The 14,589-nt window shown below is 55.8% G+C and carries 13 protein-coding genes and 2 tRNA genes; 5 read left to right on the forward strand and 10 right to left on the reverse strand.

Features of this window, described 5'->3' with window-relative positions; all coding sequences use genetic code 11:
• The 4 genes from WC488_01850 to WC488_01865 form a co-directional block, all read right to left on the reverse strand.
• Positions 1-404, reverse strand: a 404-nt coding sequence (locus WC488_01850) for a hypothetical protein (protein ID MFA5077148.1), incomplete at its 3' end; no start/stop codon positions are given.
• Positions 404-1,690, reverse strand: a complete 1,287-nt coding sequence (locus WC488_01855; protein MFA5077149.1) for a hypothetical protein — start codon at positions 1,688-1,690, stop codon at positions 404-406. The genes WC488_01855 and WC488_01850, both read right to left, overlap by 1 nt.
• Before the next feature lie 27 nt (positions 1,691-1,717).
• On the reverse strand, positions 1,718-2,989 hold the full coding sequence (locus WC488_01860) for a hydroxymethylglutaryl-CoA reductase, degradative (GenBank protein ID MFA5077150.1): 1,272 nt from the start codon (positions 2,987-2,989) through the stop codon (positions 1,718-1,720).
• Positions 2,990-3,095: 106 nt separating this feature from the next.
• Entirely contained in the window at positions 3,096-3,557 is a 462-nt protein-coding gene (locus WC488_01865) for a hypothetical protein (GenBank protein MFA5077151.1), read from the reverse strand.
• A gap of 122 nt (positions 3,558-3,679) precedes the next feature.
• Between WC488_01865 and WC488_01870 the strand changes: the two genes are divergently transcribed.
• The 3 genes from WC488_01870 (at position 3,680) to WC488_01880 (ending at position 5,646) form a co-directional block, all read left to right on the forward strand.
• Positions 3,680-3,823, forward strand: a tRNA-Arg gene (locus WC488_01870).
• A gap of 26 nt (positions 3,824-3,849) precedes the next feature.
• Positions 3,850-4,866 (forward strand): hypothetical protein, encoded by a 1,017-nt coding sequence (locus tag WC488_01875; GenBank protein ID MFA5077152.1) that lies wholly within the window; start codon positions 3,850-3,852, stop codon positions 4,864-4,866.
• A 9-nt stretch (positions 4,867-4,875) separates the two neighbouring features.
• Positions 4,876-5,646: an asparagine synthase C-terminal domain-containing protein gene (locus WC488_01880; GenBank protein MFA5077153.1), complete on the forward strand. Its 771-nt coding sequence runs from the start codon at positions 4,876-4,878 to the stop codon at positions 5,644-5,646.
• A gap of 21 nt (positions 5,647-5,667) precedes the next feature.
• Here the strand turns inward: WC488_01880 and WC488_01885 are convergent, their stop codons facing one another.
• Positions 5,668-7,950, reverse strand: a complete 2,283-nt coding sequence (locus WC488_01885) for an ATPase, T2SS/T4P/T4SS family (GenBank protein MFA5077154.1) — start codon at positions 7,948-7,950, stop codon at positions 5,668-5,670.
• A 375-nt stretch (positions 7,951-8,325) separates the two neighbouring features.
• Between WC488_01885 and WC488_01890 the strand changes: the two genes are divergently transcribed.
• The gene (locus WC488_01890) at positions 8,326-8,778 is read left to right on the forward strand and encodes a hypothetical protein (GenBank protein MFA5077155.1); all 453 of its coding nucleotides are present in this window, start codon (positions 8,326-8,328) and stop codon (positions 8,776-8,778) included.
• On the opposite strand, the gene WC488_01895 is transcribed toward WC488_01890, so the two are convergent.
• The 5 genes from WC488_01895 to WC488_01915 form a co-directional block, all read right to left on the reverse strand.
• The gene (locus tag WC488_01895; GenBank protein MFA5077156.1) at positions 8,775-9,026 is read right to left on the reverse strand and encodes a hypothetical protein; all 252 of its coding nucleotides are present in this window, start codon (positions 9,024-9,026) and stop codon (positions 8,775-8,777) included. The genes WC488_01890 and WC488_01895 overlap by 4 nt on opposite strands.
• Positions 9,027-10,556: 1,530 nt before the next feature.
• Positions 10,557-10,703, reverse strand: a tRNA-Lys gene (locus WC488_01900).
• A 342-nt stretch (positions 10,704-11,045) separates the two neighbouring features.
• Positions 11,046-12,446 carry a cysteine--tRNA ligase gene (cysS, locus tag WC488_01905; GenBank protein MFA5077157.1) on the reverse strand — a complete coding sequence of 467 codons (1,401 nt, stop codon included), beginning with the start codon at positions 12,444-12,446 and terminating at the stop codon, positions 11,046-11,048.
• A gap of 89 nt (positions 12,447-12,535) precedes the next feature.
• Positions 12,536-12,856: a DUF4234 domain-containing protein gene (locus WC488_01910; protein ID MFA5077158.1), complete on the reverse strand. Its 321-nt coding sequence runs from the start codon at positions 12,854-12,856 to the stop codon at positions 12,536-12,538.
• Positions 12,857-12,908: 52 nt separating this feature from the next.
• A complete protein-coding gene (locus tag WC488_01915; GenBank protein ID MFA5077159.1) occupies positions 12,909-13,334 on the reverse strand; it encodes a DUF4870 domain-containing protein in 426 nt (141 codons plus the stop codon).
• 116 nt (positions 13,335-13,450) lie between these two features.
• On the opposite strand from WC488_01915, the gene WC488_01920 reads away from it, so the two are divergent.
• Positions 13,451-14,589 (forward strand): HAD-IC family P-type ATPase (locus WC488_01920; protein ID MFA5077160.1); only part of this gene is annotated, 1,139 nt, incomplete at its 3' end.

Raw genomic sequence — 14,589 nt, forward strand, 5'->3', positions numbered from 1 at the left:
CCCATGAACGGGACGTACATCGTGGTGCTCCCTGCGGCCCTGAGCGCTATGAGCGGGATTCCTGCAAGAAGGGGCAGGAACGCCTTCACTGCCTGCGGGATGTCCAGCAAATCGTCCACGAACCCTATGAAAGCGATTATGAAGACCGATACGAGGGCAGCGAGCACGAAGTCCAGGTTGAACTGGAAGCCGAGGAAGGTGTTGAAGAATATGGAAACGAGAATCCCCAGGGCCATGCCGGCGATGATGCCTATGCCGCCCATTTCAGCAACTTCGGGCCGATCCGGCTTGTTCACGTCGTGCCCCACCATGCCCATTTTTTTGAGGCGCGGAATTATCGCCCAGAGGACGATGGATGTGAAAAAAAGGGAGATGAAAAAAGAGACGGCCAGGTATGCTATCATCAGCGCACCCTTATCACGGTCGCGTTCTCCCCGAAGTAGGCGCCGTACCTGAAAAGCAGGTCGTAGAGCGGCGTTTCAGATATGTCCTGCACGTTCACCATCAGGTTCGAGGGGTCGCTGTACGGAAGCTGCGTGAGTTGCCTTATCTTGGTGAAGGGCACCATGGCGCCTTCGCCGGTGCGCAAATCAACCAGCTGGGCGTCCTCAGGGGCAAGCTCGGACTGGCTGACGCGCATGTAGAGCGCGTAGTAGCTGCTGGTGAACAGCGCGACCTCGCCGCCGGACGCGTCGCTCCCTGTGGCGTAGTACGTGAAGAATATGGGGGAGCCTGAATATGCCCGGGTGAACGCACGCCTGGAGAAGATTATGGAGTCCGGGAGCGAGGCGTTCTTCTTCAGCAGCTGAGTGGAGTTAAGGAGCACGGGCTCCTTGCCCGAGAGGTACTGGAACGCTTTTGGATAATCAAGCACCCCGTACGTGCCCTGGGGCTGTGCAAGGGAAGCGAAGAGCGCCAGCTCGCCGGATGAGAGAGACTGCGCCCCTGCCTGGGTTATGGAATAAAAGGAAGTGAGCGCGCCGAAGGCGACGAAAAGGAGCGCGAGCGCGTAAACGTCGCGGGGCTTCACGTTGTGGAGCGAGATTGCCACATAGAACAGAGCGGCTATGAACAGGGCTGAAACCACTGCCGCGAGCGCGTCGCCGGAGTAGAAACCCTGCATGCAGAATAAGAATGCGGCAAGCACCAGCGCCTTGTCCCCATACGGCTCGCTCTCTACTATCTTTATTCCCTGGGCTGACGAAAGCGCGAGGAGTATTGCGGAAATGCCGGGCGCGAACGGGATGAGGAGCGCGCCGAGGAGCGCGAGCGCGGCCGAAACCGCGTCTTTCTTGTAGCCGAGCAACGCTACGAGCCCGAACGGAAGGAGCGTGCCTGCGAGCTTGGCTCCGGCTGCGAGGCTGAATGATTGGCCGAGGAGCGCGCCGAGGACCGGCGAAATGGAGAAAAGCGATGCGGTACTGGCCCCGGAGAATGCGAAGAGGAGCGCTGCGAGCAATGAATGGAACTCATCGTTCCTGAGCGCGTACGCCGAAATCAGGTAAACGGCCAGCGGAAGGATTGCCAGCAGGGCAAGGTTTATTGCATCGATGCTGCCTGCGGAAATGCCGGAACTGAGAAGCACCCCGTAGTCTGAATCCGAGAACGCGGGATGATGGAAAGCCGCTATCAGGGCCAGGGAAAGGACCGCGACTATGGCGGCGTAAAGCAATTTTCTGTCGGAAACCATATGAAAACCCCGTGCATGAGAGAAACGTCAGCTCTTTTTCTTTTTCGACCTAACAGTCTTTAATATTTCCTTCGCCTGCTCGAGCTTGTAAACTCCTGTGCGGGCCAGTTCAGAGGAAACCGCATCTGCCTCTGCAGGAGCGGATGCGCCTGCAAGGATGGCCAGGTTCCTTGCCTGGAGCTCCATGTGGCCGCGCTGTATCCCTTCTGTGGAGAGCGCGCGGAGCGCGGCGAAATTGTTCGCGAGCCCCACGCACGCGCCCAGCATCGAGAGCTCCTTTGCCCCCTCCACTCCGGCTATCTTGAGCGAGATTCCTGCGATGGGATTGGAGCCTATGCTGCCTCCCACGGTGCCCAATGCGAGGGGGAGCTCTATCTCTCCTATGAGGTTGCCTCCCGGGTCTTTTTTGTAGCTGGTGAGCGGCGTGTAGCTTCCCTTAAGGGAAGCGTAAGCGTGCGCCCCTGCCTCGACTGCGCGCCAGTCATTGCCGGTTGCGAGCGCGAGCGCGTCTATGCCGTTCATTATTCCCTTGTTGTGGGTCGCGGCACGGTAAATGTCGGCGCATGCGAATTCGTAGGCGTCCAGCACCGCTTCGACTGTTTCGGGCCCTATGGACTCTTTTTTCCACACCGCCTTCGCGCGGGCCATCCTCTTGGTGGCGAGGTTGGAGAGTATGCGCAGGCATGCCCTGCCTTCCCCTGCGCTTTTCTCCACGGTGGGCGCAATACCTTCCAGGAGCGTGTTCAGCGTGTTGGCGCCCATGCTGTCCCTCACATCAACGTCGAAATAGAATACTGCCATCCCGCCGCGGGGCGTTGAAAAATGGCGTGCGCGCATGCCCCTGAAGCCGCCGCCGCGCGCTTCCATGCTTTTCGTGAGCTCCGTTGCGGCTTTCTCGAGCTCCTTCCTGTGCGCCAGCGCGTTTGAAACAGCTGATGCGGGGTTTTTGAGCCCGACCAGCTGGACCTGGCCCGTCATGATGGGGTCGTCAGCGCTCGCTGTAAAACCGTCGGGGAGGCACAGCTTGGCCGCGTGGCTCGCCGCGGCTATCACGCTCGGCTCCTCCACGGCCATCGGAACCAGGTATTCCTTACCATTCATTATGAAATTCAGGCCGATGCCGAGAGGCAGGTGCGCGGCTCCGACCGCGTTCTCGACCATCCGGTCCGCGGCTTCCATGCTCAGCGCGCCTGTGTTCCTGAGAAGCGCTGTTTCGCCCGGGCTGAGCCTGGCGTGGCCTGATATGCGCCTTATCCGCTCTTCTATTGGAAGCTTGTAAAAGCCAGAAAACTCAGTCATTTTATCAGGGGTATAATGCTCGGAAACGCTTAAAAATCAGATTTTTTGCGTTCCGGGTTGCAGATTGCGGCAGGCGCCCAAAGACAGGACTGATGGGCAGGCAGAATCAGCGGTTGATGCCCTCCAGCGTGTCCAGGGCCTGGCCCACGGAGGAAAAGGAGCTGTCGAACCTTTTCTGGTAAACTTTCCTTACCACTTCGGAAAGCCGGCCTTCCTCCCCGTCGCCGAAGAAGTGCTTTCCGTCGCGCTTGCCGACCAGCCCGGCCTCCTTCATGCGGAGGAGATGGTAATAGACGGATTTCTCGTCTGCTCCGGCGTTCATTGCCGCGAGCTCGTCAAGTATCTCTTTCGTGGTGGGCTGGATGCCGCGCACGCGCAGGTTTATGAGCGCTTCGAGCACGTCCAGGAGTATGGTCCTGCTCTCGTTCGGGGAAATCAGCCCCAGCGAGAGCGCTATCCAGCGCACAAGGGATTTCTTGGTGAGTTTCACGTCTTCCGGCAGGGCCATTTCCCTGAGTGTGGTTTCTCCTCGTATCAGTTTTCCTTCAGGAAGCATAAGCCATCGCACCCGTAAGCAAATCCAGGTCAAGAAATAAAAACATTCTAGAATCGCGTGGAACCGCGGAAGCGCCAAAAATACGCGGAGGCGCTGAATTTTTTAAACCTTGTGGGCATTAATTAGATTCCGGAGGGCCCGTAGCGCAGCTTGGATAGCGCGGCACTCTCCTATTCGCCACTTGCTGATGCAGGGACGGGGAGGAAGGTGTAGGCCATGGGTTCAAATGCCTGGTTGCGCTGAAGCGCAACCTGGAGCTGGATGTCCCATCGGGCCCGAATTTTCAGAATTCCCAGGTGGTTTCATGAAATGGTTCTTGGCTGTATTTTTGGCCGCGGCCCTTGCGCTGGCGGGATGCACTTCGGAAAAGGGCCCTGAAGCCCAGAATGCTAATGGCACTATGGCGCTGCCCAACGCGTCGGATAATACCATTGCGCAGGAGAACCTTTCGGGCAACGCCACTGTAGCCGGGAATTTCACAGCCAACGGGACCGGACAGGTCCAGCCGGCAGAAAACGTTTCTGAAATTTCCAACAGCACGCTCAACGAGACTGCTGGTCCCTGGGACTTGGATGCGAATGAGAGCGAAGGGAACGGGAGTTCTGCGGATGCCGGCACGAATCTTAGTTTCGTGAACATAAGCGGAAATCTGGAAAGGCTGGCTGCGCTGGGCGCCGAGCTTGATGCGAACGCGGAGGCGGCGCAGGTGCTGGACGAGCAAATAGATTTGGTGGCGATATTCGGGGTGCAGGACTCCGGGGCAGGCTTTGATGCGCGCCGCGATGCCATGATTGAGGGGATAGACCGGGTTGCTGCAAGGCTCAACGAAGTGAAAATGAAGATTGCCAACAACACGCGCGTGGATGATGAGACCAGGGAGTTGGCTGCAGAGGACCTTGGGATGCTCATTAAGGATGTGGAAAGCTACAAACCCGACTTGCAGGACGCTGAAACTGCAGAGGACCTCGACTACCTGGAGGAGGACTTGGTGCAATACCTTTATGACAGCAGCGAGGGCGTAGCTATGGACATAGGAGACGTGCTTTACGTGATGGCCGAGGAATCGGGCGAGAACGGTGATGCGGCTGTTGAAGAGACCGGGATTGCGCTGGACGCGCTCGATGCAGGGTGTGCGCATGGGAGCGGTGATGCTTTCGATTCCAGCATTGCGGAGCTTGGAACAACGCTGGAGGCCCTTAGGGCGGCCATGGACGCCTACGAAAACAGGGGAATGGTGGATGGGATGAAGAACTCGGCCGCGATCGTGAATGAACTGGCTGAAAGTTTGGAAACCGCGCAGGAGTCCTGCGGAGCAGGATGAAGTGGTGGGATGATTGTGGAGCTGGCGAGGGCGCTGGAGAAAAGCGTCCAGGAATGCCTTGAGGATAGAATCGCGGTCTCGTTTTCAGGGGGGCTGGACAGCAGCACGATTGCCGCCATAGCCAAAAAATGGAGCGAAGTCGGGCTGTTCACCGCAGGGCTGGAAGGAAGCGAAGACCTAGAAGCCGCGGGAAAAGTCGCTGACGAACTCGGGCTCAGGTTGGAAAGGGTACTGCTTGGCGAAAAAGCTGTAATGGACATATATGGGAAGATTTACTCTTTCTACCAGGGAAGCATGCTGAAGATAGAGATAGGGGTGCCGGTTTACGCGTGCTGCTCCGAGGCTGCGCGCGCGGGTTACGGGGCCATACTGTTCGGCTCCGGCTCTGAGGAGCTGTTCGTGGGCTATGAAAGGTATTACCGGTATGCTGAAGAGGGGAAGGATTTGGATGCAATCCTCAAGGAGGAGTTCGGGAAGCTGGGCTCAGGGGACGGGGCCATGATAAAGAAAATAGCTTACAAATGCGGGCTCGAGGCAAGGTTCCCGTTCTGCAGCAGGAGCGTCGCCGAGCTCGCGTTCAGCGTGCCGCTCGAGGAAAGGATGGCAGAAAGGGAACTGAAGAAAGGGGTGCTCAGGGAAGCCGGGAAACTGCTCGGAGTCCCTAAAACCGCGCTCGAGAGGAGGAAGAAGGCGGCCCAGTACGGCAGTGGAGTGCACAAAGTGATTATGAGGAACAGGAAGGAGCTGGACGAGAGGTTCCCTGAGAAGCTTGAGCATTAGCTGAAGCGCTGGCCGTTCGCTCTATTTCTTGGTCAATTCGATTTCGGCTTTCAGGAGTTTCGCGAATTCCACGTCCATCTTCGCCTGCGCGTCCTTGAAGTCCACCGTGCCGTTCTCGTCTTCCAATTCCAGCAGTATCCGGTTCGCCGCGTTGTTCGACTTGAAAACGAAATCTATCTCGGTCAGGTGCGGGTTTCCGGTTTCCTGGGAAGCCAGGTATACTTGGTTGAATATGCGGCCCTTGAAGAATGCCTGGAGTATGTATTGCTCGGGCTTCACGCCGCTGGCCTCGGCCCTGCGCTTGAGCGCAGGAGGTATGAACTCCAGGTCCATCTCTTTTTCCATTTTCCCCAGGTTCATCTTGGTTATGTCGTATGAGGTGGCCTCGGGGTTCTTTATGAACATGGGCTTGAGGATGCAGCTCTCGAGATTGTTGCCGCGCTCGAGCTGGAACACAGGGACGAAGTTCTTTTCCTGCTGGTTGGTCTCGTACGAGAACCCTACCATCCTGTGCAGGCGCCCTTTCCTCCCGAAATGTATTTTGGAGAGGAAGCTGTACCTGTCAGTTGCGAGCATGCTCACCGCGGGAATCCCGAACACGAGCTCCAGCCTGTCCTGGATGTCCTTGAGCGATTCGGCGTGGAGGTTGTAAAGCAGGAAAACCCCGGGCTGGGTGTTGAGCAGGTTTATTATTCCTTGCACCGCGAGCCGGCTGCGCACTTCGTTGATTATTATGGCCGCGTCGCCCATCCTGAGCAGGGCGTTGGCCATGCTCACCAGGTCCAGCTCCTTCCCGTAGGAGGACTGCACGTTGCCGCTTGCTTCGACATCGGAGCTCTGCACCCTGGCCGCGCCTATGTGGAAGCCGCGCTTCCTGAACGCGCGCACCGGGATCTCCTCTATATCCTGGATCGGGATTATCCTCTTTTTTGTCCCTATGGAGAGGATTTTCGCCGCAGTGAACGAGGTTTTGCCGCATCCTTTCAATCCGAGCACTGCCTCGCTGCATCCGAGCACGGCCATCACATCATCGTAACCTGCGAAGAACGGGCTGAGCGTGCGGAGGCTGAAGTACTGCGGGTAAGTAAATGGGGTGTCCTGCATTATCCTCAGGGCGCCCTGCAGCTCGTCGAAAGTGGCAGGGGGGCGCTGGAGGTGGCACCGCATGCTCAGGCGCTTGAGCACCACGTCCACTATGGGCACGTTCTCGTCGAACTTGCGCACGCCTTTCTCGGAGAGCACTATGTGCCTGAAAGAGTTTTCGAGAAGCTCGCGGTTGTACCTGTAAAGCGTGTGGCAGATGCCGAATTTCCTGTGCTCTATGTAAATCGGGGAGTTCTCGCTGTCTATGTAAATGTCCGTCACGTTCTGGCGGTCAAGCGCGATGTTCTCTATCGGGGCCCCGAGGCCTACTACCCACGCGGCGGCCTCGCGCCCCATCGCTATCGCCTCCTTCGGGGATATCTGGATTCCCTTCATTACCGCGGAATCCAGGAAGAACTGGCGGTACTCCTTGCTCTTGAGTTCGAAGAGTATGCGGTAGTCCGCGTTCTCGAAATTCTCCTTGCTCTGCTCGAGTATGAGGGCTTTGAGCATCTTCTGGAGGTCCGGCCTGAGGTCTGTTATGTACGGGTTCTTCTGCACGTAGAGGAACGTGTCGCCGGCCTGTATATCGTATATTTGGACCTCCATCCCGTACGAAAGCTTGTACGAGGCTTCCTTGTCCTTCATGGGCACAGCGTTTGGAGGGATGTCCAAGACTATTGAATTGACGAAGTAGAGGCTCTTGAGGCCTGCGAGCGAGAGGAACGCCATGCGCATGTCCCCTGTTTTTTTGGTGAGCGCGCAGAGCTTGGCTTCCGAGAAGCGCTTGAGTATGCCGTTCACCCACGCCCGGAACGTCTGGTACCCCTTCAGGTAAACCTGCTTCTCGGGCATGGTTTCGCTGAATTCGCTGAGCGTGCGCTCGGCCATCATGGGGTTCATGAACATGTAATCGTAGAACTGCCGGAGCGCCCGTTTCCGCAGTTCGTAATGGTCGTCCTGCTTCATGCCGTAGACGTCTTCGCGGAGCATTATCGCTTCCACCTGCTTGATTATGTTCGCGTATTCGGTGAGCACCGCGGTTTTCTCCTCGTCAAATTCTATCACCAGTTCCTCTTCGTAGCGTATGCGGGCTATCTCGCCCTCTATGGTCGCGAGGTCCTTGAGGTGGATGTTCAGGAATTCCGGCGAGCCAAACTCGTACGGGCATTTCGACAAATCGACTACTGCTAAGCTCCCCTCAAGATAGGCGTTGCACATGGGTATCGGGGCTTCTACTGCGGTAATTATTAAATATGCAACGCTGGAGCAGCGCGTAAGCCGGAAAAGTCAAAACAGCACGGGGAAACCAAGGAAAATGCCCGAGTTGGGGAACTGCGCACTATTGAAAATGGTTTCACTGGGGCAGTGGAAAATTAGGCCAGCACATCGCTGTGCTGGCAAGGCGACCAGTTTTCCTCCCCAGATACAAAAGAAGCGTTATCTAGTAGAAAGGTTGAGGCGTAGCAACTATTTAAATCTTTGCGTTGCGGTTTGACTTTGTATACGTATGTGCAAAAGCAATGGGGATATGCTCGGTTTAAATATTATTTTGTTTAAATGAACGCGATACCTACTGACCAGAAGGGTGAATTTATGGGTCTACTCGACGATATTTTCGGGGCCGAAAAGAAAAGTTACAAGGGGAAGCCGGCCCAGCTCCAGTCCCAGTTCAGGGAAACCAGCGGCCCGGTGGGCATGTCCATACGCTTCCTGCCGGTAAGGCTGGCTGCGAGAAAGGACAACCGCGTGGACATGATTGTGAAAATCGCGAATGAAACAACGGAGAAGCAGCTGATTTCCTTCGAGGCGCTCGCGCCGCGGGGCCAGATGATGGGTTTTGACGCTACCGTGGTGAGCAAGCACTACGAGAAGAAGCTCGGGTATGTAGAGCCCGGGGCGAGCACGGAATTCGCGGTCACCATTTACGGGACCACCCAGACCAAGCCGGGAAATTACGAGATGGACGTGACTGCGTACGTGCATTTCAGCGACTACAACAAAGTAGTCAATTACGTGAAGAGGAAAATCGCGCTGCGCGTGGTCTAGAGAATCTGGGTTTTCGCTTCTTCCAGGAGATTCGCGAGCTTGAGGCCTTTTTCCGTGAGCGTCACCACCCTCTTTTTCCCCTTCGTTTCCATGGAAACAAGGCCCTTCTTCTCAAGGACGTACATCAGTTTGGTCACGTAAACGTACGTGGTCCCGGACTGGCGGGCTATCTTGGAGAGGTGCCAGCTCGAATTGTGATCCTTGAGGACCAGGAAGGACGCGACCTGTTTTTCTTTCATGAAGAGCATGCGCAAGACCTGGATAGACCGCGGCTGAAAGGAATTAAAAGGTTCCTGAAAAAGCGCAAGGAGGTTTATAATTTTTAGCCAGGAATTTGGTGCCTATGCACTTTTGCCCCAAACATTTCTTTTCAAAAGGCGTTATCGGGACTGATAGAAAGCACGAAGATGGTTACGTCAAAGTGAAATTTAGGTTGGTGGATAGGGGCGGGGAGAAGTATCGGGCCATTGTGTACTTTCGGGAAGGGGAAACACTCCTTGAGGGCATAAAACGGATTTTCTCCGAAGACAGGAGGGCTGAGTTGCAAGTGGAAAATTCTGAGGGGCTCGGAGAATACCTGAAAACAATCAGAATGTTTGGGACCGAATTCAATTTCCTCCAGTTTTACACCGCGTTGGAAGGCGAAAAAAAGGTTGGTTTGCCAACAAAGAGGATTAATGGCGAGGAGTATTTTCTAGGCCTGGATGAGGGAATAGTGACCAGGAGACTTAAGATAGTAGATGCACGGGACGACAGCAGATTTGGCAATGCTGACCTTCCAGGGTACGTAGGTGGGAGCGGAGGGGGATTGTGCCCGACTTCGCAACAAAAATGCTTGGAACTTAAGGAGAAAATATGGCGCTCGGTTTCCGAGCAGGACCTCCAAGCATACAGCGCTGCGGAAGCAATGAGGCCCGCTAATATGGGGGAGTGGCAGTTCCTTGACTCGTTCTTCTTCGCGGCGCGGAATTGCGGGATGCCCAGCGTTGCGCCCATGCCTGAACCGGACGCTCCGCGTTTGATGCAGATGGCTGCAGAACAGCCTGCCGTGGCAAACAGCGCTGCAACATACGCAATGACGCATATGGTCCAGCATAGTGATTGCGCATCCGAGGATTGCGAAGAATCACAGCCAAAAAGGCGCAAGCGGACCGGAAATTCCATGCCCCCCTGGAAGATGGCGTGGCAGATGCCGGATTACGAAACGCTGGAAACAGGCGAGATACAAGTTAGTACTGTGCGCGGAACAGGAAATCCAGCCGCGAAAGCAGTGCGCGAACATCGGATTCACAACAACTCTCGTGCATTCAAAGCTAAAAACGACGCTCAGCGTTCTGCCGGGAAGGACCCGGGCGAAGGGAAACGCGTCTTACGCTCCCCGGACCTTAAGGCAAAAGAACCTCAAGCATGCGCAAAGAAACCACGAACCCCTTTTCCAGCTCCAGATGCACATTTGCGAACCGGTTTGAAAGGCAAGGCGAAAGGCGCGGAACGCGATGCGAACGCTGTTGGACGCAGGTTTGATGGGGAAATGGGGCGTTTGGCGGATGCCGGAAAAAGGAGGCATGGAAAACGCCCGACTGGCGTACGTGGTGAAACGGCGCCACGAACGCTTTCAGGTGCAATGAAAAGAAGTGAAAAATCAGGCAGGATTAAGACTTGGAAAAGCTATGAGGCACAGTCTAGGTCGGCGAAGGCACGAAAAAGAAACGCGGAAGTACAGGATGCAGGGCGCGATGCGAACAGAATGAAGGCAAATGATATTTTTAAGAGAAAAACGGGCTCGAAGGGATTTTCAGTCAGAATTCGCCCCCTTGGGCTGACCTTTGAACCCTTGGCCTACGGATATCCCAAAATCCGGAACAGGAAAACTGAAGCCGGAAAATTAAGAGTCCGCCGCTCTGGCCAAGCTGAGCTACGAGCCCGCGAAAACAAGCGCTTACCTAAGCTAGGTAAGAGATTTGCTCACGTAGAACATATTTTGACGGAAAGGAATAAAAACAGATTTGAGAGGGCGCACATGGCGGAAAACGAAGCGGGGCGCTGGAATGAGGCTGGAAGGGCCGCAAAACAAGAAAGAGCGAAAGGGGCGCTTATGCAAGCAGGGGAAAAAACAGCCCCTAAGCGAGTGAAGGGAACCTGGCGCGCAGCCAGGACTGGGGAAACAAATGTGCCTCGGCCGAATTTCAGGGGCGTCTCGCCGTTTGCAGTGAAAATCAGGAACGCGAAGCGCAATGCATTATCTAAAAGGGAACGGGTTGACGCGGTTATAGGGATTTCCACCTTGTTCTCCCGTCGTCCCCGTCTTCCAAGACAAAGCCGAGCTGCCTGAGCCGGTCCCGTATCCTGTCCGAGGCCTTGAAATCCTTCTTCTTGCGCGCGGAATCCCTTAATTCCACGAGCAGGTCCAGGAGCTCGCACGTCTTGTCCGGAATCTGCTTCTTCTCGCGCACCAGCCCCAGGATTTCCAGCACCTTGCCCATCTCCAGCTTGGTGTATTCGAGCGCCTCGTAGTCCAGGCTGTCCCCGGAAAGATGGGCGTTCACGGATTTCATAAGCGAGAACACGTACGTTATGCCGGTCGGGATGTCGAAGTCCAGGTCAACGAAGTGGTAGAAATTGAGGAATTTCTTTTTCAGTTCGTTGGAAAGCGGGATGTCCTTGATTTTCTTTTTGCCGCGCTCCTCGAGCGCGCGGTCTATGCTGTCCAGCGTGTTCATTATGGAACCTACTGTTGCCTCGGCCTGCCGTATCTGCTCGGGGTTGTAATCTATCGGGCTCCTGTAATGCGCCATGGCGAAGAACATCCGCACCGCGTTCGGGCTGTGCTGCGCGAGAACATCCTTGAGCGTCACGAAATTCCCGAGGCTCTTGCTCATCTTCTCCCCCGAGACGGTGAGGAAGCCGGTGTGGAGCCAGAAGCGCACGAAAGGCTTTGCGCCTGCGGCCTCGCTCTGCGCGATTTCGTTTTCGTGGTGGGGGAATATCAAATCCCTGGCACCGCCGTGTATGTCCAGCGTTTTCGCGTACACGCCGGCCATTGCGCTGCATTCTATGTGCCAGCCCGGGCGCCCGCGGCCCCACGGGCTGTCGAACTCTATCGCGTCCCCGCTGGTTTTTTTCCAGAGCGCGAAATCCTCCGGGTTTTTCTTGGTCTCGTCAACAGCTTTCCGCGAGCCTGCGAGTATTTCGTCGAGCTTCTGGCCAGAGAGTTTTCCGTATTCAGGGAACTTCTTCACTTCGAAATACACGCCGGTCTCGGTCTCGTATGCATGGCCGCTTTCCACGAGCTTTTTCACCAGCGCTATTATTTCTGGGATGTGCCCCGTAACTTTAGGATATGCGCTGGCTTCGAGGATGTTGAGCTTTTTGAACAGCTCCGACGCCTCGGCGCTGAACTCCCCGGCGAGCTTGCGGGGGTCCTGCTTGCTTTCCTTCGCCCTTTTCAGTATCTTGTCGTCAACGTCGGTGACGTTCTGGATGTGGAACACTTCGTAGCCCTTCAGGGCGAGGTAGCGCCTGAGCATGTCGAACGCGGCGTAGGTGCGCGCGTGGCCCATGTGGGTGTGGTCGTAGGGCGTGAGGCCGCACACGTAGAGATTCACCCTCATGCCGTTGAGCGGCTCGAACTTTTCCATTTTTTTCGTGAGCGAGTTGTAAAGCTGCATGGCTTAGAGTAGGAAGAAAAGAAATAAATCATCTTCTTTTTTGATGAGTGAACCTGGAAAACTGGGAAAAAGATGGAAAAGAAAGAAGATTATGCGGTTGCGTGCTTGTTGATTTCGTTCTGGGCAAGATATTGCGTTGCCGGGAAGAAGACCAGCGCGAGCACGAAGAGGAGTATGTTGCTCTGGGCTCCTTTCGACAGCGCGGACACATCGTCGCAATACTTCCATATCGCGTAGAAGTTTATTATCGGGATAAACATCAGGACGAGGTCTATGAGCGCGTTCCCGTCTTTCTTCAGCAGCTCGTACAGCTCCTTCCGGGTCATGTAGAACCAATAGAGGGCATAGATTCCGAGCGTTACTATGGAAACCGCAATCACGAAGATCGGGTTCCTGTTCTTCACTGCCATTCAAAATCACCTTTTTTTTATTTTAATCCAAAGAAAAATGAAAATGGAAGGTTCAGACGTACTTCTCCACGAAGTCGCCTATGGCCGGTATCTTGTACTTCTGGCCCTGGTATGCGAGGTACGCCAGGTACAGGTCAGCGACCAGGAATATCAGGCCGAACGGGAGCATGCAGATTCCGAGAATGCCTCCGAAGCCCATGGTGACAATGCTCAATACTATGAGCGCAACTACGCACACCATGCCCACCAGGAACATGGCTGCCCAGAGCACCGTTGCCTGGAGCGCGTGGAACCGCACGTAAGAGTCCTCTTTCTTCACTAGATAGAAGATTATGCTGGCCGGGAGGCCGATGAGGTTGATGAGATAGCTCAGTGCGGCCATGAGGTTGCTGTCGTTCTCAGGGGATTTCTCCTTCTTTGCTTCAGTTTTCTCTCCTACGGAAGCCTCTTCCTGTGCTTTTGCCTTTTTCGGCGGCATGAATATCACCAGGTTAAATTCAGGTGTTAGCTTTTAAAAGATTGCTAAATCCTGAGAAGGGCGAAAATGCGCGCCAGGCTGGGAATTATTTTAAAGGTGGCTGGGGAGATAGCGGTATGCCCCACTCGAAAAGCGCAGAAGAGGTTTTGCGCGAGCTCCAGAGTTCGGCCCAGGGAATAAGCGATAGGGAGGCTGAACTGCGCCTCAAGGCGTACGGGGCCAACGAATTCGGGAAGGGGAAAAAGAGGGGCCTTGTTGAGCTGGTGCTCGGGCAGTTCAAGAACTACCTTCTGGTGCTCCTTCTTGCCGCAGCTGCAGTTGCGTACCTGATAAACCACCAGATGGACGCGCTCGCGATAGGAGTGGTGGTGGTGCTCAACGTGGTGTTCGGGGTCGCGCTCGAATACGGGGCCGACAGGAGCATGGAGGAGCTAAAGAAGCTCGCGGAGACCAAGGCGCTCGTGATGCGCGAGGGGCGGAAGGACCTCATAGACTCGAGGCTGCTCGTTCCCGGGGACATCGTGTTCCTGGAAGAGGGGGCCAAGGTGCCTGCGGACGCCCGCATAATGGAGGAGCAGGGGCTAGAAATCAACGAGTCCTCGCTCACCGGGGAATCCATGCCGGTGCGGAAGAACGTGGGGAAGCTTGCGAAGGGAACCCCGGTTGCCGAAAGGAGCTGCATGGTGTATGCTGGCACTTTCGTCGCGAAGGGGCGGGGGAACGCGGTGGTGGTTGCGACCGGCCCCAGGACCGAATTCGGGGCTGTGGAGAAGGGGCTCGGCGAAGTGAAGGAGGAACAAACCACGTTGGAGAAGGGGCTCGCGGAGCTCGGGAAGAACATAACGCTCGCGTCGTTCGCAATCGTGGCCGTGCTGTTCGCGGCCGGGCTGGCGTTCGGGAAATGGACGATGAGCGAACTTTTCATCTATTCGGTTTCCATAGTGGTGGCCGCGGTGCCTGAAGGGATGCTCACCGTGCTCACGCTGGTGCTCGCGATAGGAGTGAAGAACATGGCGAGGGAGCACGCGCTCGTGCGGAAGCTCCAGGCGGTTGAAACGCTGGGCAACGTCACGTTCATAGCAACGGACAAGACAGGAACCATAACCGAGGGCAGGATGGCCCTGCTCAAGATATACGACGGGAAGATGCGGGACTTCGGGGAGCTGAGCGGCACCGAGAAAATACTCTCGTATTCGTACGTGTGCAACAGCGCCCACATGACTGAAGAAGGGGTAGTCGGGGACGAAACGGACAG

Source organism: Candidatus Micrarchaeia archaeon (assembly GCA_041650355.1).
Taxonomy (GTDB): Archaea; Micrarchaeota; Micrarchaeia; order Anstonellales; family Bilamarchaeaceae; genus JAHJBR01.

Bases quoted from the DNA above. Each gene is read 5' to 3' on its own strand.
- WC488_01855 (MFA5077149.1), bottom strand. From the start codon at position 1,690: ATGGTTTCCGACAGAAAATTGCTTTACGCCGCCATAGTCGCGGTCCTT.
- WC488_01860 (MFA5077150.1), bottom strand. From the start codon at position 2,989: ATGACTGAGTTTTCTGGCTTTTACAAGCTTCCAATAGAAGAGCGGATA.
- WC488_01875 (MFA5077152.1), top strand. From the start codon at position 3,850: ATGAAATGGTTCTTGGCTGTATTTTTGGCCGCGGCCCTTGCGCTGGCG.
- WC488_01880 (MFA5077153.1), top strand. From the start codon at position 4,876: ATGATTGTGGAGCTGGCGAGGGCGCTGGAGAAAAGCGTCCAGGAATGC.
- WC488_01885 (MFA5077154.1), bottom strand. From the start codon at position 7,950: ATGTGCAACGCCTATCTTGAGGGGAGCTTAGCAGTAGTCGATTTGTCG.
- WC488_01890 (MFA5077155.1), top strand. From the start codon at position 8,326: ATGGGTCTACTCGACGATATTTTCGGGGCCGAAAAGAAAAGTTACAAG.
- WC488_01895 (MFA5077156.1), bottom strand. From the start codon at position 9,026: ATGCTCTTCATGAAAGAAAAACAGGTCGCGTCCTTCCTGGTCCTCAAG.
- cysS (MFA5077157.1), bottom strand. From the start codon at position 12,446: ATGCAGCTTTACAACTCGCTCACGAAAAAAATGGAAAAGTTCGAGCCG.
- WC488_01910 (MFA5077158.1), bottom strand. From the start codon at position 12,856: ATGGCAGTGAAGAACAGGAACCCGATCTTCGTGATTGCGGTTTCCATA.
- WC488_01915 (MFA5077159.1), bottom strand. From the start codon at position 13,334: ATGCCGCCGAAAAAGGCAAAAGCACAGGAAGAGGCTTCCGTAGGAGAG.